The sequence below is a fragment of the Pseudomonas sp. MF6751 genome, from assembly GCF_016613265.1.
GTDB lineage: Bacteria > Pseudomonadota > Gammaproteobacteria > Pseudomonadales > Pseudomonadaceae > Aquipseudomonas > Aquipseudomonas fluorescens_BV.
Genome location: NZ_JAENSV010000011.1, coordinates 1 through 18,665, shown reverse-complemented (window position 1 = coordinate 18,665; position 18,665 = coordinate 1). Strand labels below are relative to the sequence as shown.

The following is an 18,665-nucleotide window of genomic DNA, read 5'->3' as shown; positions in this document are numbered from 1 at the left end:
GCGCAGCGGGCGGAGCCCGCAGGCTGGCACCGACTTGATGACTAGGCTCTAGGCTTCTTTGGTTTCCAGGTCATCAGGTTATGTCTTCTTTGCATCACAACACGCCCACGCTGACGGTGGTCGACCCGCGAGGGTTGACCGTGCGCAGCGTGGCGTACCACCGCAATACCGCGCAGCAATCACCCAGCGCGCAGGTCACGCGGCAGGTGTTCGACGCTCGCGGTCTTTTGCAGCAACAGTGGGACCCCAGGTTGTTTGAGTTGCACGCTGCCGATCCCGACGTGCAGCCCAATCTGTCTCATCGTTATAGCTTGGGCGGGCAAGTGCTGAGCACCGACAGCGTGGATGCGGGCCGTCAGACGCGCCTGCTCGGCAGTGGCGGCCAGGTCGTGCAACAGTGGGACAGTCGAGGCACGCGCCAGCGGTTCGAATACGACCCGTTGCTGCGCCCCGTCGCGGTATTCGAGCGCGCGGAGGAGGCGGCGGTTGAACGCTGTGTCGAGCGCATGACCTACGCGGGCATGACGTCTACGGAGGCGGCGCGCAATCGCTGTGGCCGCATGATTCGTCACGATGACCCGGCAGGCACGTTGCTCGTTGAGCGCTACGACGTGCAAGGTAACATCACCGAGCAAACCCGGCGTCTGTGCACGTCGCACACCGCGCCCGACTGGCCGCTGCCCGTGAGTGAGCGGGATGCACAGTTGCAAGCCCAGACCTTCACCACCACCTGGCAGCACGATGCGCTGGGGCAACGCCTGGAGCAGGTCGACGCGCGCGGCAATCGCCAGCAATCTCAATACGGTGTCGACGGCCAATTGACGAAAAGCGAGATCCTGTTCAAAAGCGGAGCGCGCAAGACCCTGGTGGATCAACGCAGCGTCAACGCCTCGGGCCAGGTGTTGAGCGAACGCTTGGGTAATGGCGTGCTCAGCGTTGCCGAGTATTCGGACACTGATGGACGTTTGACACGCTTGAGCGCCCACCACAAGGATTCGGCAGGCAAGCGACTGCAAGACCTCTTCTACAGCTACGACCGGGTCGGCAATGTGTTGCGCATCCGCGATGCGGCGCAGCCGACCCGCTGGGCCAGCAACGTGCAGGTGGAGGCAGTAAGCACATTCGAATACGACAGCCTGTCGCGATTGATCAAGGCCACTGGCCGTGAAAACGCGCGCAATACTGGCGCATCCGCACTGCCGGGGCGAATCACGTTCGGCGCCACAGACGACAACCTCTGGGGCAACTACACCCGCCACTATGCCTACGACTCGGCCAGTAACCTGACGCAGATGCGCCATGTGCCCAGCACCGGCAGCGGTTATACCCAACGGATGCAGGTGGGCGAACACAGCAATCACAGCGTGATTGCCCGCGAGGGCGCAAAGGCGCCGGGCCTGGGCAACGGCTTCGACCAAAGTGGCAATCTCCAGGCTCTGGCGCCTGGGCAGGCGTTGACCTGGAACGGGCGCAGCCAGTTGGTTCGCGTCGCGCAGGTGCTGCGTGACAATGGCGAACATGACGATGAGGTGTATCTGTACGACGGCGCCGGCCAGCGAGTCATCAAGCGTCGCGTGGCACATGGCAAGACGCAGACTCACACCCATGAAGTGCTTTATCTGCCAGGGCTGGAGCTGCATCGCCACGGGCCGGATGGCGAGTGGTTGAACGTGGTGCTTGCTCCGGGCGGGCGCCATTCGGTCAGAGGGCTGCAGTGGGAGCAGCAGTGCCCCGAGGAGATGCAGGACGAGCAACTGCGATTCAGCCTCGACGATCATTTGGGCAGCGGCACTCTGGAGCTGGACGAGGCAGCCGGCCTGTTGAGCCAGGAAAGTTATTACCCCTTCGGCGCAACTGCCTGGTGGGCGGCAAAAAGTGCCTTGGAGGCGAACTATAAAACCCGACGTTATTCGGGCAAGGAGCGCGACGCCAGCGGGCTGTATTACTACGGCTTCAGGTACTACGCGCCGTGGTTGTTGCGGTGGATCAGCGCTGACCCGGCGGGGGATGTGGATGGGTTGAACCTGTATGCGATGGTGGGGAACAACCCCATGGGTTATGTAGACGAAGACGGTTTGCAGCGCCGTTCGATGCTGGAGGTGGTGACGGTTCTGCTCCTGGTGTTGTTGATCGGGCACGGAGTAGGGGTAGAGATGGGCTATAGGATTGAACTGGCTTATTTCGGGCTGATTTCAGGTGTGGTGGGCGTGGCGCTTTACGCGCATCAGCGATTAAGCACCACTGACGTTCAGCGAAGAGCGTTCTATGAGCAGTCCGCAATGGCCGGCGCGCAAGAGCTGGGCCGCCGACAGGGCGCTACGGAACATGAAGTCAACGAGTTGGCGGACTTTTTCCTGGAACACCGTCTGGCTACCGCCGACACTAAAAAACTGTCCTACGGGCTGACCCCGGCAGCGCGGGGCGGTCTCTATGGGTACGTTGGGCCCACCGAGCATCGGGACCGGGCTGAAACAGCCTCACGAACGGAGCGTAACCCTAGCTTTACGCTTGCCAGGTTGGGGTTTGTAGGCATAGAACTGCGCGCCCCGGCACGCAAAGTGGGCGCCAGCCCGCTGCCAGCGGCTGGGCTGACCCACACCGAAGTACAACCGCAAACCAGGGTCACGAGCGTGGGCCGCAGAGGCTCCGCATCTGAGGTGCCCGCCGCGCAGCCGGTAAGCCCGGGACCTTCCTCCGGGCTGGAGCCTGAGCCCCTCGAGATTGACGTCACACCTATTCAGAATGAATTACATGGCCCGGGAGGTGAAATTCTCAGAAGGGTGATCGATCGGCTGGAAGACCGCACACTGGATTTCCATACCGGCCATGCCATGGCGGGTGGGCAGAATGTCCGCAGTTTTGACTTGCCGCGTTATCGCGGGCAGCGCGGTCGTGGCGCCTATCGGGTGATGATCCAGCACATCAGTGGGCTTAACTATCGGGCGGTCAGGGTGATGGACCCTCACCGCCGTTAATACGCGCAACGTCAGGCCAAGGAGCGCGGGCCGTGTAACGGCCCGGCTCTGTTATCAGGCCGGCACGTGCGTGTCGTTTTCGTCTTCAGCGATGCTGTACCAGGCATGGTAGGTCTGGCGCCGCGTGTCGCCATTGGCATTGAGCACGCGTACCGGGCGTCCCAACGCGTCATGAAAGTGCTGCTCGCTGGGGCGCAAGGTGTTGAAGGCCGCATCGTCGATATAGCCGGCACGGTCGGCAAAGTAAGGTCGCCAGGTGCGCGCCAGGCAACCCTGATTTTCATACTCCACACGACCGCTGATCCGCCAACGGCGAGTGGCGTCGATTGGCTCGGCACTCGCGCTCAACACACCGGCCTCATCGACTGCAAAGGCCGGGCCCGGTTGCGCCTTTTCCTGGGTTTGTCGCACGCGGCCAAAGCCGTCGCTGAAGGCGAGGGCTACCTGGATCTGCGCCGTTTGCGACGTGCCTTGCCAACGGTCGGCGTGCAGTACCACGACGTGCACCGGCACTTGCCTGGCCGCCTGAATCAGGCGCTTGAGGGTTTGATGATGGGGGAGCGCAGCGCTCAGGCTGTTCAGGCGTGCCAGCGCCGAGGCACGAATATGCCCGCTGGGCAGCAGGTAGCCGCTGCTTACCCATTGCGCCTGGATGCTGGCGGGTGGAATGCGCCCCATCCAACTGAACACGTCGTAGAAGCACGCGCTGTGAGCGTTGAGCAACGCCGCCTTCGGATCAGCCAGGGCCTGCGCCGGGCCCGTATCGGGCGTGCGGATGAAGGGCGTTGGGGCGTCATGGCCCACGGGCTTTCCTTGCTCCTCACCCTTGAGGCCGGTCGCCAGCAACTGCCCGTGGGCGTCGTAGTGCGCGTAGCGTTGTGTACGCTGTGCGTCAGTCACCGTCACCGGCAGGCCAAGGCGGTAGTCGTACTGCGCCTGGGTCGTGCAGCCGTCCGCCAATTGCACTTTGATGATGTGCAGCCCATAGCCGTCGTACTCGGACTGTGTGAATCCATGGCTCAGGCTCGCCTGATGCCGACGAGGCCGATAGAACATTTCGGCCTGGCCGTAACGGGTGTAACCCTGGCCGAGGGACCACAGGGTGATAGCCTCGTCCTGCCCGGGGTCCGGTGACAGGAACGCGGCCATGCTCCGATAGTGCTGCGCACTCAGCGTAGCAGTGACAGTGCGGCCCTCATACACCTCCAGCGCTTGCTGATCGAGTTCGGCTGTCTCGATATAGGCAGGCAGCGCCTGAAAACTCGCGGTGCCGGCCGGCAAGGGTTCGGTGTGCTCCGCCACGCAGTAGTGCTGCACCGACAGGCCGCCCAGCCTGCGTTCGGCAGATGTTCCCAGTGGATCGGACGGGCCCTGCGCAATGAAGTGTTCATAGCTTATTTTTTCAATCGCTAACGCCTCTTTGCTCAGTACCAGTACGTTGCTTCGTTGCTGGTAGGGCAAGTGCAAGCGCCAGCGCTGCGCGGCGTCCAGGTGAATGAAGCGGGCGCGGGTTTCGTTGAGGTAATACGTCTGCTGCGCTGAGTCGTGTGCGTCACGCCACCACTGCTGCTGGTGGGCTGGCCCGGGCGGTGGGGAGTCGCTGGCTGTCTTGCGACGGGCATAGTCGACCACCACGCTGTGCAGATTGCCGGCGTAGCGGTCCCAGCGCAGATTGAGTATGTGCCGACAGCACGGGTCGTCCGGTTGGCGCTCGTAGCGACAGGTCAGCGACTCCAGCAACAGTGGCAGCAGCACCGCCGGTTCGCCGGCCTTGGCCGACGGGCTTAATTGCCGTATGAGATAGCGCTGTTGCTGCACCGAATAGGGCACTGCCTGTGGTGGCGCATCGGCGGCGGCATACACCTCTTCACGCAGCAGGCTCCCCGCCAATGCACGCTGCATCGCGCGGCGGGTGGTTGCGACGGGCGTGGCGATCAGCGTGTCTCCTGTGCGCCCGGCCTCCAACTGGCCCAGCAAGGTTGGCCCCAGCGCGGGCGCCTGTGGGTCGCCCGGGTAAAAAGCCTCCTGCGAGGGCTCAAAGGTGTGGAACCAGCGTTTGGTCAACACCCCAGGCTGCGCATCGGCCGTAGGGGGCTGCTCGGTGTGCAACACCAGGCCAAAGCCGAGGAACTGGCGCTCCTCACGGTCATAGCAGGCTTGCCGGTAACGAAAATACTGGGTGGAGCGGTTGCCGCTGACCAGGTCCTTTTGCTGTTGCCGCTTGACCACCTGCACTGGGAACGCAAGGCTACTGCCTTGGGGCACTCCCAGGGTTTGCCAGTGCTGTTTTTCGTCGAGCCATTCCTGGGCGCTGCTGCGGTAGCTCAGCTGGGTGGTGGCCCCCCGGTTGTTGAGCGTGGCGGTTAACAAATACGGTTTGAGACTGACGAAGTCATACCGCCAGTGCTGGGGGGTCATGTGCGGCACGCTCAGGATCAGGCTGGAACAGCCCAGGCCTTGAAGGTCGGCAAAGCTGACCTGGCACGTCGCGTCATGGCGTACGCCCTCGGGCCAACGCAATGTCAGTGGCTCCGATGCCAGCCCGCTGCCGGCGCGGTTCATATAGATCTGTACGTGTTCAGGCGCCAGGTAAATCAGGTCCACCGCGCCTGAACCATCCAGGTCTGCGAGGCGAATATGGGCGGCATCGAAGCTGGCGTGGTCGAACGCCAGTGTGGCGAAGACAAACCCTTTGCCGAAGCGTCCACGGCCGAGGTTGGGCCAGCATTTGATTTCGTTATGGCGGATACGCACCAGGTGTTGTTGGCCGCTGCCCAGGGGGTCGCAAAAGGCGATCAATTCGGCCGGCGAATGGCTGAGGGTGGGTAGCCCCTCATCGTCGGGCGCATGGCGCACCTCCTGGCCAGGATCAAACCCGCCGTCCTGGCGCTGAGCATACAGGCGCACGCTACCGCTGCCGATCAAGGCTAGGTCCAGCCTCCCGCTGCCCATCAGGTCGGCCAGTTGCCCGTGGGGATGGAAAAACTCCTGGGGCATCGCCGCAAAAGGCACGAAACCCGACCATTGCCGCTGCGAGTCGAGGCTGAAAAAACCACTCAGCCCCGGTTGCGCCACCACCCATTCCAGATGCCCATCGCCGTCAAGATCCGCCAGTGCCTGGCGCGTGGCTTGGGCGGTATCGGCGAGGGGGATGCGTGGCAGGGCCTGCCATGGACCATAGATCAGCGCATTGCTGCTGGCTGGGCTGGGGGCCCTGAGCGGCTCGCGGTAGTACCAGCTTTTATCGGTGCGGTGCAGGATGCCCGGCAAACCGTCGCGGTACAGGTCGACCAGTTGATAATGCTGCCCGTCGTTGATGCCCGCCATGGCGTCGAACGCTTGGTAGCGCGCGGCGTCCAGCGTCGGCACGAAGGCGCTGTAGGCCAGTTCCAGGGGCGGCCAGGCACTGGCGTTCCCCTGGGCGTCAAAGGCCTGGTTGTGCACGGCGTTCAGGCAACTGCCGATGGCGTGACGATGGGTGTACTCCAGCAACAGACGCCGCGTCAGCACCGGCTCGGCGCCCAGGCTCGGCTCGTCGGGGAAGTAATGAAACATCAGCACTTGCTGGCACCGCCGCAGGGTGCCGAGTTCAAAGCCATAGGCATAACTGCTGATCGGGTCGTTGCGGACCGGCCAAGCGTGTTGTTCGGCATAGGTCGGCACTTGGCTCAGGCCGGTGTGGCGTTCACCATAATCCAGCAGCAGTTCGAAGTGCCATTGCTTGTCAGCAAGGGCGTCCGCGCGCCACAGCGCCAGATGCTCAAGGGGCTTGAGGTTGCCGTAGCACACCCGCGCCAGATAACGCTGGGCGCGATAGTCCCTGGCGGCGCTTGGCGGCTGGTCGTCGTGTTTGTAGTGGTAATAGATCTGTTCACCCAGCGGGTTGAGGCTTTCCTGCAACAGCCATTGGGCAACACGTAGGTCGTCGTTCGGGTCTGCACAGCGCGCGATCAGGGTCTTGCCGAACAGGTGCACGCAACCGTCAGCCCCCTGAACCAGCCAGAACCCGGCCTTGTCGCTGTCGCAAGACCAATGCTCGATACGGTCGAAGCGCGCTTCTATCACCGGAAAATAGCGCACCACTCGGTGGGATTCACCCAGGGTCAGGCCGTTATAGTGGTCCCAGGTCGTGGCCTGAATTTCGCCTTCGGCATCACGCTCAGGGATCATGTCGATGCCTTGGGGGCTGATGAAACGGTCGTCATCACCGTAGGCCGGTACGCCTTTGCGGGTATCACGACTGATGGCGCTTGCCGACATCGCCCAGCCGAGGCCGAAGGGCCCGTTGCCTAGGGCGCTGCGATAACCCAGGCTCAGGGCCGGCGTGAAGCCACGGCCTGGCGAAATCGGCAAGGGCACCTCTAGGCACGCCTCACCCCGTGTGCCCACGGCGCCCCATTGCGCGCCGGGGCCCTGGATGGCGCCACCGCCCTTGGGCAGCGCCGGAATCTTCGGTTCCAAGAGTTCGGGCGGCTGCACGCTCATCGTTGACCTCCGGTGTTTTTAGCGGTGTAGCGCAGGTGCACGATGATATCGGTGAGGGATTCGAGCAGAGCGTTTTGCCGGGCATGGTTGGGAAAGGTCAGTTGCCAGGTGGAGATCGCTCCTGTGTATTCGAACGGCAGGTAACGCTCGTCGCTGTCGAAGTTCAAGGTGAATAATCCGCTGTCGTTGAGCCCGCTGGACAGGGCGATTTGCTGTTTGGCGCGCAGGTCTTTTTTTACCGCGGCTTCGGTGTGTCTGGTCGCGGGGGTGACGTGCGTGGTATTGGCGGTTTGGGTCAGGATGGCCTTGATGTCTTCATAGGGGCCCAGCGTGGCGGGCAGGGACACACTGACGTGCTTGATACGCCGCAGGTAGTGGCCTGGGTAGTCGTCGTCAAACAGCTTGAGGGTCAGTTCAAAGGTCAAGGTGCCGGTTTTTACCAGGTCGGCTTTAAGCGCGGCCCAGGGCATGTCGCGCGTGGCCATCGGGTCTTGGCTGTGCAGATGGCGCAGCGACACGGTTTTAGTGATCTCCAGCAAACGTTCGTTGTGGGTGACGTAGGCGTTACTCATGCTCAGTAGATTTTGCTTGAGCGCTTCGCCGGCGCTGAAGCCGCGATATTGATGAGCCCAATGCTGGGTTTGAATGAAGTGCTTGTCCCACTGAGCCCGTTCTTCCTGCCAGCAGGCCTCGGCCGCCAGGCACAGCGACAGGGTCGAGTCATAGGCTTGGTAGTAGAAAGTGGAAAGTTGGCCATTGAGCCATTGATACAGTTGGGCGTTGGTAAAGCGTTTGCCGAGCTGGTCGTACAGGCTTCGTGCCTGGGTCAGGCTGGTCTGGGCCAGGCCCAGTTGCAAGCGGGTATGGGCTTGCTGTTCGGTGTAAGCCTGCAGTTGGGCGTCGACCTGGGCCAGCTCAAGGCGTGCCTGTTCCAGCGAATGGGCCCACTCGGCGGCGCGTCTGGCAAACAGGTCGGTGCGGTCCAGGTGGGCAGCGTTGGCGCGCTTTTCATTGGCAATGCCTTGGGACGCCGCGTGCAGGGCGTGAAAAGCGCCCTCGTAGCGCACGCCGCCGTTGGAGGTGCCAAAAATATTCGGTATCAGCATCGCCAGCCCCGCGCCGGCTTGTGCCACGGCGGCAGCGGTGTCCCAGCGCGCACTGTCCTGGTACTCCTGGGTGGCCTGGGCCTCGGCCGGGCTGATGCCTCGCTTGAGCTGCTGTTCGAAGAACGCCACCCGCGCTTCGACCATGCGGCGTCCTGCCAACAGCGCCTCCTGGTTCCTCGCATCGAACTGTACGGCCTGGGCCTGTTGCTCGACGGCCAGCCTCGCCAAGTCCCAGGCTTGCTGCTGCTGGGTTTCCAGGTACTGGGCCTGCTCTTTGCGTTCGAACAACGACAGTAAGGTCGTCCCCAACTGGATCAGGTTGTCGACCGCTTGCAAGGCGTGTCCCAGCAGCACCTGGAAGCGATAGTGCGCGGCCTGGGCGGTGCGCAGCGACGGGCGCAGGCTGGTGCCGACGGCACCTTGCTGATACGCGGCGAGCAGCGTTTGTGGCGACAGCGTGGCGGCGTACAGCGGCAGGCTCAAGGGCTTGCCGGTCAGATCCAGGTGATGGCGCAGGTTGTGCAGGCGAGATTCGATCTTGTCCCAGCGCAGCAGCAAATCAGGGCTCAGGGACCGACACAGCCGCGAGGTGCCCGCAGGTACTGTCGTGCTGTCGAGCGTGGAAGGGTTTTGCAGTTTGTCCAGGGTCGTGGCTGCCCAGGGATCGACCGGGTTGAGCGGCGGCCTTGGCCCGAGCAAGCCCTTGGCGCGGATGTACCACAACTTGGCGTCGGCCAGGCCGTCACGGGTCATTTGCCGGTAGGCCGCATCCCCGCGATTGAGCAGGATGTCGACGTACAACAGGTACAGCGCCTGACGAAAATGTACCGCGCTGCTTGTCGCCAATGGGTGGGACACGGACGAGACGTCGTGGTGTTGTGGCGCACTGGTAAGCAGCGCAGGCAGGCGCCAGAACCCGGATGGGTGTACGGGATCGAACACGTAGCGTATCCACGTTTCGGCCTCGGCGTATTGCTGCTCCTGGTTGAGGCGTTGTGCCAACAGCCAGGGCAGGTAAAGAAACAACTCCCAGTAGTAGGTGCCATGGGGGCCGTGGAAGTCCAGTGGACTGGGCTTGTTCTCGCCTGGCAATGGCGGCTCGCGCCAGGCATCCGGCGCCAAGGCAAACAGCTCATGCAAACCTGCGCCCGCGGTTTTTGCCAGCAGCCCGGCCACGCAGGTGTTGGTGCGTATGGGCGCCCGTTTGTTTTCAGGCTTATCGAGAGACTCGATAGTGGACCCGTTGAAGTCGATGAACTCTGCCGTGCCATAGGGCGGGGTAGCGAGTCGCCGGATAAACGGAGCCAGTGGAATGATGGGGGTGCTGTTATCGGGCGGCAGGGTGAAAGTCGCGGTTTTCAGCGCGTAGCCCAGGATGATGGGGTCGGGGTAATGCACATCGCTTTCCAGCAGCAACACGCCGTGAATCAGCGTCAATGTGGAAGCCGTCGTGTCAGTGGAGTCCTCGTCGTAGGGGTGCAAGGTCGAGGGGGAGAGTTCGATCTGCGCCTCAAGCGTGTGCGTTTCGGAGAGTTCAGTGAACGTGTCGCGCAGGGTGCGCCGAGAGGCGTCTGCCAGGCCGACGAGTACCGTGTTATTGCGGTGAGGGCTTTCCGGTAAAGCGCTGTCTCCCTGTCTGGGATACATCAACACGGGTTTGTACAGGCGTTGTTTCTGCTGGACCTGGACCTTGTCCAGTACTAAGTCGTAGGCATGGCTGCTGGACTCCGCTTGATTTTTGTAGAACTAGAGAATGACGGTATAGGTGGCGTCCGGCGTATTGAAGAAATAATCGAAGGCTTCTTGGCTAATGCGTTGGTCGCGCAGATTGAATGTCGTGCTTGTCGGGTTTTCTTGATCTTTTTCAATCTGCGGCAGGGTAAAGGTCGTCGGCTGATTCGCTGCATTTTTTATGAATTGGGCATAGCTGACGCCGGTCTCGTTGCACTTGAGGGTGAAGTCGATGCGCACGTTGGAGAAGGTTGCCAGCTTGACGCTCTCCAGAAAAATCTCGGCGGTGGGGCCTAACGCCAGCGTCTCGTTCTGGGCAGGACCGCTGCTGCTGAGGGTCATGGTCAAATTGACCAGTGCGTCTGCCTTGCTGAACCTGACAGTGCGGTGCGGTTCGAAGCGTTTCGCCAGGCGGGTGGTGACCTCCAGTACTGACGTCGTTCGGTTGAACCGGATATCGCTCTCAGCCGAAAGACTGCGGATATGCTGTTGATTGTCTTCGTAATTCCAGCCATGGGTGGTGCCATGGGGCGCATTGTTGGTCAGGGAGTGAACTTTGACCTGGACCGTTTCGGGCGCCCTGAATTGAAATCTTGACCTGTTGTGGTGCCCGAACAGGGCCTGGTACCGCCCGGCCAGTTCAGACTCTTTATGCCAGGAGAACATCCGCCGAGTGCTGCCCAGGGTTTCCAGCCAATGGACGTTGAAGTGTTGATCCAGCCGTACCGCTTGAAAGAAATGCCGATGCACGCCGTTGTGCGAGGAAGCTGTTTGATGGTTCGGCTGTGCGCTCAGGCCCAGGAACAGGGACGGTGGTTGGCTTTGTGAATCGAGTACGGCGATGGACGCAGTGGCACTCATCAGGTCTTCCGAACTCAATTCGTCAAGGCCCTGTGCCAGGCTGTATTCCTGAATGCAGGCCTGCGGCACGCTCCAACTGTCATCCAGTTTTTTATAGGAAAAGTACAAGCGCAACTGTAGATAGGTGGTCTTTATCCGGGTTTCCAACCGTTGTTGGTATTCCTTCTCCGATTCGACATCACCTCGTCCAATCGGGGTGATGTCCCTCGACGACGACGTCGGGTTGATGCATTGGGCCCACACCACGAAGAGGCGCCCGTTGAACACCACCGGGCGAATCGTCTGTTCGGGGACGTTATCGTCAATCGACAGCGGGATCTTTTGCCAGGAGGACCAGGCTGGCGGAGTGGCCGCGTCGCCCGAGGCCATTTTCAGCGTGCGCCAGTAATAGGTGTTTTCCGGACTGGACTTGCCGGTGAAGTAATAAGTGCTGCTGGCAAAGCTGTCTTTATCACCGTCGATATAACCATTGAGGGTCTTGATATTGGCAAGTGCTTCGAAGCGGCTGAGGTAACTGTGGACGGCTGTCTGCAGCGGCGCAGGCTCGATGCGAAATTGGTTGAGCTGGTTCTCCAGTTGCCTGAAGTTGTCGCTTTTGTCATGGCGCAATGCAGGGCTCAGGTAGGTGGCCGGGTAGTGCTGAAGTTGCTGGTGGGCACGCCACAGTGAATAGGACAGCAACTGGTCTCGCCACTCGGTCTGCTCGTCAGCGCTCATGCCCTGTTCGTCGTAGCCGGGCTCCAGGCCCAGGTAAATGCCTGTGATGTACTGCTGCAGGCTGGCAATGGCGCTGGCGACACGGGTGGTGGGCACCGTATGGCTGACCTGGGGGTCGAGCAGCCAATAGGTATAGACATCGTCGACGGTCTTGACGGTATCGGCCACTGCCGTGTCTTCAGGCAGCACGCTGTTGAGGTAGAACCCCAGCATCGCGTCGCGCAGGTGTTCGTTGAGGTGTTGGGTGAGGGTGTCAGACATGGTCATTCCTTGAACCAGGCGAAATACAACGGGGTTAGGGGGCTGTGGCGATCAATGCCGAGCCAACGTGTTGCCAGTCTTCATTCATCAAGGTGGCATGCAGGTCGGCAGCCTTGAGCAAGGCGCTGGCGGAGAGGCCGGTGAGCCTGACGGCTTCATGGCAACGCAGGAGCCAGTCCAGGTCGGCCAGGGTCTTCACCTGTTTGGCAGGCAGGGATTCAACGAGCAGGTTGATTTCATCGACATCCCACTTGAGCAATGCGGCCAGTTGCGAAGTGCAAGCCTCATTGTCAGTTATGGCGGAGCCTTCGACGGAGGATGAATTGGCACACTGCAAATAGGCGAGCACGCTGTCCTGGGCCAGCCCGTAGGTGCTCAGGCAATGGGCAAAGCGTTGCAGCAGGTACAGCGTGCTCAGCGTCAGCTTGAGCAGCGAGGCCGCGGTGTGGTCCGGGCTCAGCCAGTGCGGATGGAGCACGAAGGCCTGCAAGGCCTCACGGCTCACTGCCAGCCCCAAGGACACTTCGGCATCCGGCAGGCTCAGCAGTACATTTTTGTGCAGCTCCGTGGTGGACTCGGCAGTGGCGGTTCGGGCAATTTGTCGAACCACGAGTTTGCGCCATTGCAGGTACGCGGCGGGGTCACCGGCAAGGTGTGAGGGAGCGTTGAGCAGCGTGTCGATTTTTGCTTTCAGCGGCTGCATTTGTTGGTAGAACGCGCCCAGCTTCTTGGTCACTGCCTGTTTGGCATCGCTGTGCAGAGCCGTGTTGCCTTTTGGGTCGAGGCTCAGGGTCTGGGCTTCGATAAGCTGCACCAGCGCATTGGGCAGTTCTTTGGGCGGCGCGGGCTTGAGCAGCGGTTGGCTGTGCAGCAGCCCTTGTACGATGAGGGCATGCCAGGCAATGGGCGCCGCTTTGGTGTCAGGCTCGGGCTGGGGCAATGACAGGTCAGCGAGGTCTTCTTGCGCCAACAGGCCATGGCGGGTCAATTCGACCACCTCATCGAGTTGGGTGATGTGCGTCTGCACGTGGGGCGGTGGAGATTGGGCATCCAATAGCAATTGGCGGCGAAGCTGATCAACCGTTTGACCCGTGTCGTTGAGCCAGCGGACCAGCCAGTCCATTTGCATCAGCACATCGAGCAGGTCGGCAGGGGCATTGACGCCGGAGCGACGCAGGCTCGGGTTGACCAGTTGGGCGGTGTAATCCTTACCGCCCAGCAGCGCTGCCACATGGTAGCTGTCGAGCACTGACAGCCCGAACAACCGCGCGATCCGGGTTTGGCGATACAGCGCGCTATAAAACGTAAGCGTCGGGCAAGCAGCGGGTAGATGCAGGCGGGCCTGCTTGATCAGCCAGTGCAACGAGGCCGGGGTGTCGCTCAGGTGCAGGCCGGCGCAGAGCTGGTGGCGTAGGGTTGTCGGGATTTCCTCCCTCAGGGCCAGTGTCGGCCTGTCCAGCGTCAATGCCTGGCCTGGCAACGGGGCGGGATTGAACAGCTGGTCGTACAGCGACAGACGAGTGCCGGGTGCCCACACCGGTATCTCATCCAGCACGGCGGCAAAGGCTTGCAATGACAGGCTGTAGCGGCGCTCCAGATAGCGATAGACGCCCAGTGCGCGCAGGGTATTGTCGTTGGCGGGCCGCGCCGGGTCGCCCTCGTGTTCACGCCGCACGACGCTCGTTGACAGGGCGTCGAGTGCGTCGAAGGGCAATTGCGTCCAGCGTTGCAGGCGGATCATTCGGTGCAGGCGCTGGTACCGTTCCCATGAGGTATTGAGCAGGCGCGCAGCACCCTTGTCCTGTGTAGTGATCGACAGGGGCGACTGGGTCGCGCCAGCCTCGGTGATCGGCCCGTTCACGTACGCGGCACCGTCGTGCAGGCGCAGCTTGGCCGGCGGCGTTGGCAGGGCGCTTGCCAGAACATTGCTCGACAGCACCGGCACATACTTGCCGCAGGCCAGTAGCGCTTCGGTCTGATCGGCGGTGAGTCCGGTTTTCTGCAACCAGTGGGACAACTCCTCAAGGGGCTGCTCCTGGGTACCATAGTGCTGGGTAAAAAAATCTTCTGCCTGTACGTCTCCCGTTCTTATTAACAAAGGCTCGGTCAATAACACCTGCTGGGCAGGGCTCAGCCCGGACAGCAAACGTTGCGCTTCATAGGCCTCGTGCCGGACCACGCCGTAAGTGTTTTGCGCGCGCTGGCTGGTGGGCAGCTTGAGGCTGATGCGGTAACTGAGTTCGCCCAATTGTGGCTTGCCGCCGGACAAACCGAGCCAGCACTGGCGATGCGCGCGTTCGAACGGCAGCACGAAGGGGAAGCGTTGCCTGCCGAGCACCTCATCAAGGGAGCGGCCGCGGTATTCACGGCGGGTTTGTTTGAGATGAGCGTCGATCTGGCGGGACAGGGTTTCGTTGATCATCGATATTTGAGGAATCACAGCGCTGAGGCTGCGTTCGTCCAGGGGCAGTGTCTTGAGTTCGGGGCGTCGCCGGTCGAGGGTGATCTTGGGCTGTTTGCCTTTACCGCTTTTTTCCAGCGCTTGGGCAAACAGGTATAACGCCTTCAGGTAGGCGATCGGGGAGTCGATTGCCGCCATGGAAGAGGCCGAACACAGCAGGTGCCAGTCCTCTTTGAACAGGTGGGTATAGGTGGGGGAATGGGTGTCCATTGTGATGAATCTCCTGAAAGCCCCCGGCCACTGCCAAGGGCAATGGCACGCTAGCATGGGGCGCCAGGCCGGCTCGGTCGGCCGGATCGCTGAGTGAGCGAGGAGAAATCATCGGTGCAAATCGATAGCGCGACAGGGCCTGTGGGTCACTGTCGCGCGCGCGCGAACCTTGCTGCGAGGAGGTAGCCGTTACGCCGCCAGCGGTTTTTTCGCCATGGCTTTTTTGTGCGCGGTCTTCATCGCTTCCATCTCGGCTCCCAGCTCTTCGAGCAGCGCTTTACCCAGCAGTTTCTTGGCCTGAGGGAACATCTCGGTTTCTTCTTCTTCGATATGGTGCTCAAGCAACTCCTTGACCACTTTGACGCGACCGGAAAACTCGGTGGACGATGGGTCGGTTTTCTTCAAGTCCGGCAGTACCAGCGAGTCGACGGTGCGGTGCTCTTCCTTGGCTTCGTGGTACATGATGTCCTGTTCCTTGCCCCCGGCTTTTCTGAACGCGGGGTAGAGGATCTCTTCTTCGAGTTGGGTATGCAGGGTGATCTCCATTTCGAGTTTGGCCAACAACTCGGTACGCTTTTTTACCCCGCGTTCAGTGGATTCGCTCAACTGCGTCAGCAGGGTCTTGACGCGTTCATGGTCGGCTTTGAGCAGGTCGATGGCATTCATAGGTAACCTCACGGGGGGTATGCGGGCGTGTCGAAGTGCACGCCTCGTGGTGAGGAAGGTTGCATCAGGTGTACCAACTTTTATTGTTAAAAATTATCTTATAAATCAGTTGGTTGTGTTTTTCGGTGTGCTTGGAGGTCGTGCAGCTTGCATGGTCGGGCCGCGTTGAGGTTGCACAACGCACAACCGGTTGCTGACGCTCCAGCGCAAGGGGCGGCCATAAAGTGTGGCCTGGAAAATTCTAATGGAACCCTTGGGGCATCTGCTTGACCTAACGCTTAGACTTCAGGAGGTGAATCATGCAAATTGAGTATATCTGGATCGTATTGGCGGTGGTTCTGCTGCTCTTGGAACTCTGGGCGATCAATATCGTTTTGCGCAGCACTGGCGGATGGGAGACCAAGGGGTTGTGGGTCGTGGTGCTGGTGTTCGTGCCGCTGCTGGGGTTGATTGCGTGGGCGATGTTCGGACCCAAGCGTGAAATGGCGCAGCAGCGTAAAAGCTGAAGCGGTGAGTGATAAAAAACAGGCGCCCATGGGGCGCCTGTTTTCATTGCGGTCAACCGATCAGCCGCCGACGGCCTTGGCAATCGCCTCATTGAACGCCGGTAGATCGTCCGGCGTACGCGAGGTGATCAAGGTCCAGCCATTGGCCTGGCACTCTTTAACCTCGGCATCCACCACGCCGGCAGCGCCGGCGTTTTCAAGGTCGATGCGCACGCTCTTATAGGCGGTCAGGGTTTTGCCCTTGACCACGCCAGCGTCGATCAGGGTCCATGGCCCGTGGCAGATCGCCGCGATGGTCTTGCCGGCCTGCACGAACTCATTGATCAAGCGCAGCGCGGCGGCATCCTGGCGCAGTGTATCGGCATTCACTGTGCCGCCCGGGATGACCAGCGCATCGAAGTCGGCGCTGACAACATCCGACAGTTGCACGTCGGATTCCACGGTCTGGTCTTTTTCCGTGTCGCCGACAAATGTCTGGGTAGTGCCGCCTTTGCTGGAGGCGTGCGTTACGGTCGCGCCGTAGCCACGCAGCGTCTCCAGAGGCTTGAGCAACTCGTCGCGCTCGATGCCGGTGTTGGAGGTGATGACGAGGATGTGCTTGCCGTTGAGTTGCGAGCTCATGGTCGAGTGTCTCCTTGGGTCATGGATGGATTAATGGGCGTATTTGGTTTGCAGTTCCTTGGCCATTTTCAGGTGGGCTTCAAGGGTGGGCAGGGTCTTGGTGGCGAAGGCTTTCAGCTCGGGATTGTCCGAGGAGGCCGCTTCTTTCTTGAACAGCTCGACGGTTTTTTCATGGGCCGCTACCTGGTTGTTGGCATAGGCCTTGTCGAAGGATTCATCGCGCATTTCCAGGATGGCTTTCTTCGCCTTGTCGGTGAGCGCAGCGTCATCGGGTACTTCGATATCGAGTTTTTTCGCCAGGGCCATCAGTTCCTGATTGGCCTTGGTATGGTCTGTGACCATATGCTGGGCGAAGGTCTTTACGTCCGCCGAGCTGCTTTTTTCCAGGGCCAGCTTGCCCGCTTCCACCTCGGTGATACCGCCCTCGGCGGCGTTGTCGACAAAGTCGTTGGAGGTCGCCGCCATCGCGGTGGAAATCGAGCCTGCAATCAGCATGAAGGTAAGGCCCATCGGTTTCATCAGTCGAGTTTTCATGGTGTCTCTCCTTGGAAATGGCGGGATGCCGTTACCTGACTGTTGAATCGAGAGGCGGGTAAAAGGTTTAAATTTTTTTGCGCTTTTTTGCCCAGTGGTGAGGCGAGGCAATTGACTTGAACCAATCCGGATTCGCAGGGTTCTGCTACATAGGGCCGCCATCTCAGGGGCCTGCCACTGCCAGGAGGATTGCACTGTGACTGATCGTAAAACCGCCGATAAAACCCCCGACCCCGTCAGCTCTGAAGACGCGCAAAAAGGTAATGCCGAGACCACAAAAGGGCAGACGCTTGAACCTGCGAACCCCAAGACTGAAACCATCGACAAAGTCGTGACGCCGACCTCGATCAAGGACATTGAACGGCAAACGGATGCAATCAACGAGAAACTCAACAACGGGCGTTGAACCTGCTGAGTTGATCGGTGGAGACGGAGCGAGATCCTGTGGCGGCCTGAAAGCTGCCACTGCTACTTTTTATAAAAAAATATAATAATTATCTTAGATTAAAATGTGCTTTTTATTATTTATGACCATCCCCTAGTCTTGCCTGGAAGTCCCTTAGGTCATCCAGGAAGATTTGCCATGAGTAGCGTCACGCCGATTTCCAGTGTCTTGAGCAATGTGCGCCAGCGGGTCACACCGCAAGAGTGGGAGGTGCGGGTCAAGTTGGCCGCGGCCTACCGACTGGCGGCGTTGTACAAGTGGACCGATCATATCTACACGCATTTCTCCGCGCGGGTGCCAGGGCCCGAGGCGCATTTCCTGATCAATGCTTTCGGGCTGTTGTTCGACGAAATCAGCGCCTCCAACCTGGTCAAGGTCGATCTGGACGGCACCCTCGTCGATGACCCTACGGGCCTGGGGATCAACTACGCCGGCTATGTGATCCACAGCGCCATCCACGGCGCACGCCATGATTTGCAAGCGGTGCTGCACACCCACACCCGCGACGGTATTGCGGTGTCGGCGCAGAAGCAGGGGTTGTTGCCGATCTCCCAGCACGCTATCGCATTCTCGGGGCGTGTGGCTTACCACGGTTACGAAGGCGTGGCGCTGGACCTGGACGAGCGTGAACGGCTGGTGGCGGATTTGGGCGACAAGAGTGTGATGATCCTGCGTAACCACGGCTTGTTGACGGGCGGCGTCAGCGTCGAGCATGCCTTCCAGCAACTACAATGCCTGGAGCGGGCCTGCAACATCCAGATTGCGGCACAGGCAGCGGGGAATGCCGAGTTGATCTTCCCACCGGCTGAGGTGGTGGCCAAGGTCGAGCAGCAGGCCAAGGTGTTCAGCAATGGCGAAGGCCCGGGCGTGGCGCGGCATTGGAATGCGCTGATGCGCCAGCTTGAGCGTACCGATACCGACTACAAGAACTGAGTCGGGTGGATTGTTCCCACGCAGAGTGAACTGACCCCCAAAGGTTGGACACAACCTTGGGGGTGTCATGGGTAAGTACACAGAGCAAGCAAAACTCGCAGCCGTGCAGGACTATTGTTCCGGTAGCGCGGGTTTGAGGGATGTTGCACACCG

Annotated in this window: 11 protein-coding genes; 4 read left to right on the top strand and 7 right to left on the bottom strand. The window is 60.7% G+C overall.

Annotated elements, in window-relative coordinates; all coding sequences use genetic code 11:
- Positions 1 to 80: 80 nt before the first annotated feature.
- Complete coding sequence (locus JJD66_RS11810) at positions 81 to 2,975, top strand: RHS repeat-associated core domain-containing protein (protein ID WP_200648207.1); 2,895 nt, start codon at positions 81 to 83, stop codon at positions 2,973 to 2,975.
- Between the two features lie 54 nt (positions 2,976 to 3,029).
- Here JJD66_RS11810 and JJD66_RS11805 read toward each other — a convergent pair whose 3' ends face one another.
- The 5 genes from JJD66_RS11805 to JJD66_RS11790 all read right to left on the bottom strand — a co-directional run bounded on the left by JJD66_RS11805 (position 3,030) and on the right by JJD66_RS11790 (position 15,473).
- The gene (locus JJD66_RS11805) at positions 3,030 to 7,460 is read right to left on the bottom strand and encodes a SpvB/TcaC N-terminal domain-containing protein (RefSeq protein WP_200648206.1); all 4,431 of its coding nucleotides are present in this window, start codon (positions 7,458 to 7,460) and stop codon (positions 3,030 to 3,032) included.
- Positions 7,457 to 10,213, bottom strand: a complete 2,757-nt coding sequence (locus JJD66_RS28030; RefSeq protein WP_234452219.1) for a hypothetical protein — start codon at positions 10,211 to 10,213, stop codon at positions 7,457 to 7,459. Before JJD66_RS28030 ends, JJD66_RS11805 begins: the two co-directional genes overlap by 4 nt.
- Before the next feature lie 99 nt (positions 10,214 to 10,312).
- Positions 10,313 to 12,136 (bottom strand): neuraminidase-like domain-containing protein, encoded by a 1,824-nt coding sequence (locus tag JJD66_RS28025; RefSeq protein WP_234452218.1) that lies wholly within the window; start codon positions 12,134 to 12,136, stop codon positions 10,313 to 10,315.
- Between the two features lie 34 nt (positions 12,137 to 12,170).
- Positions 12,171 to 14,807 carry a Tc toxin subunit A gene (locus tag JJD66_RS11795; protein WP_200648205.1) on the bottom strand — a complete coding sequence of 879 codons (2,637 nt, stop codon included), beginning with the start codon at positions 14,805 to 14,807 and terminating at the stop codon, positions 12,171 to 12,173.
- 189 nt (positions 14,808 to 14,996) lie between these two features.
- Positions 14,997 to 15,473: a hemerythrin domain-containing protein gene (locus JJD66_RS11790; RefSeq protein ID WP_198715973.1), complete on the bottom strand. Its 477-nt coding sequence runs from the start codon at positions 15,471 to 15,473 to the stop codon at positions 14,997 to 14,999.
- Between the two features lie 299 nt (positions 15,474 to 15,772).
- Here JJD66_RS11790 and JJD66_RS11785 point away from each other — a divergent pair, with 299 nt between their 5' ends.
- Positions 15,773 to 15,979 (top strand): hypothetical protein, encoded by a 207-nt coding sequence (locus JJD66_RS11785; protein WP_003191730.1) that lies wholly within the window; start codon positions 15,773 to 15,775, stop codon positions 15,977 to 15,979.
- Positions 15,980 to 16,039: 60 nt separating this feature from the next.
- Here the strand turns inward: JJD66_RS11785 and JJD66_RS11780 are convergent, their stop codons facing one another.
- Together JJD66_RS11780 and JJD66_RS11775 are read right to left on the bottom strand one after the other, a co-directional pair.
- On the bottom strand, positions 16,040 to 16,600 hold the full coding sequence (locus JJD66_RS11780) for a type 1 glutamine amidotransferase domain-containing protein (RefSeq protein ID WP_003191729.1): 561 nt from the start codon (positions 16,598 to 16,600) through the stop codon (positions 16,040 to 16,042).
- A gap of 30 nt (positions 16,601 to 16,630) precedes the next feature.
- A complete protein-coding gene (locus JJD66_RS11775; RefSeq protein WP_198715971.1) occupies positions 16,631 to 17,134 on the bottom strand; it encodes a DUF4142 domain-containing protein in 504 nt (167 codons plus the stop codon).
- A gap of 196 nt (positions 17,135 to 17,330) precedes the next feature.
- Here JJD66_RS11775 and JJD66_RS11770 point away from each other — a divergent pair, with 196 nt between their 5' ends.
- Both JJD66_RS11770 and JJD66_RS11765 read left to right on the top strand, forming a co-directional pair.
- A complete protein-coding gene (locus JJD66_RS11770; RefSeq protein ID WP_054897760.1) occupies positions 17,331 to 17,540 on the top strand; it encodes a hypothetical protein in 210 nt (69 codons plus the stop codon).
- A 177-nt stretch (positions 17,541 to 17,717) separates the two neighbouring features.
- Positions 17,718 to 18,512, top strand: coding sequence for a class II aldolase/adducin family protein (locus JJD66_RS11765; RefSeq protein ID WP_200648204.1), 795 nt, complete (start codon positions 17,718 to 17,720; stop codon positions 18,510 to 18,512).
- Positions 18,513 to 18,665 lie beyond the last annotated feature (153 nt).

What these genes read in the sequence shown, in the direction of transcription:
- JJD66_RS11810 (WP_200648207.1), top strand. Translation starts at nt 81, where the DNA reads ATGTCTTCTTTGCATCACAACACGCCCACGCTGACGGTGGTCGACCCG.
- JJD66_RS11805 (WP_200648206.1), bottom strand. Translation starts at nt 7,460, where the DNA reads ATGAGCGTGCAGCCGCCCGAACTCTTGGAACCGAAGATTCCGGCGCTG.
- JJD66_RS28030 (WP_234452219.1), bottom strand. Translation starts at nt 10,213, where the DNA reads ATGTATCCCAGACAGGGAGACAGCGCTTTACCGGAAAGCCCTCACCGC.
- JJD66_RS28025 (WP_234452218.1), bottom strand. Translation starts at nt 12,136, where the DNA reads ATGTCTGACACCCTCACCCAACACCTCAACGAACACCTGCGCGACGCG.
- JJD66_RS11795 (WP_200648205.1), bottom strand. Translation starts at nt 14,807, where the DNA reads ATGGACACCCATTCCCCCACCTATACCCACCTGTTCAAAGAGGACTGG.
- JJD66_RS11790 (WP_198715973.1), bottom strand. Translation starts at nt 15,473, where the DNA reads ATGAATGCCATCGACCTGCTCAAAGCCGACCATGAACGCGTCAAGACC.
- JJD66_RS11785 (WP_003191730.1), top strand. Translation starts at nt 15,773, where the DNA reads ATGCAAATTGAGTATATCTGGATCGTATTGGCGGTGGTTCTGCTGCTC.
- JJD66_RS11780 (WP_003191729.1), bottom strand. Translation starts at nt 16,600, where the DNA reads ATGAGCTCGCAACTCAACGGCAAGCACATCCTCGTCATCACCTCCAAC.
- JJD66_RS11775 (WP_198715971.1), bottom strand. Translation starts at nt 17,134, where the DNA reads ATGAAAACTCGACTGATGAAACCGATGGGCCTTACCTTCATGCTGATT.
- JJD66_RS11765 (WP_200648204.1), top strand. Translation starts at nt 17,718, where the DNA reads ATGAGTAGCGTCACGCCGATTTCCAGTGTCTTGAGCAATGTGCGCCAG.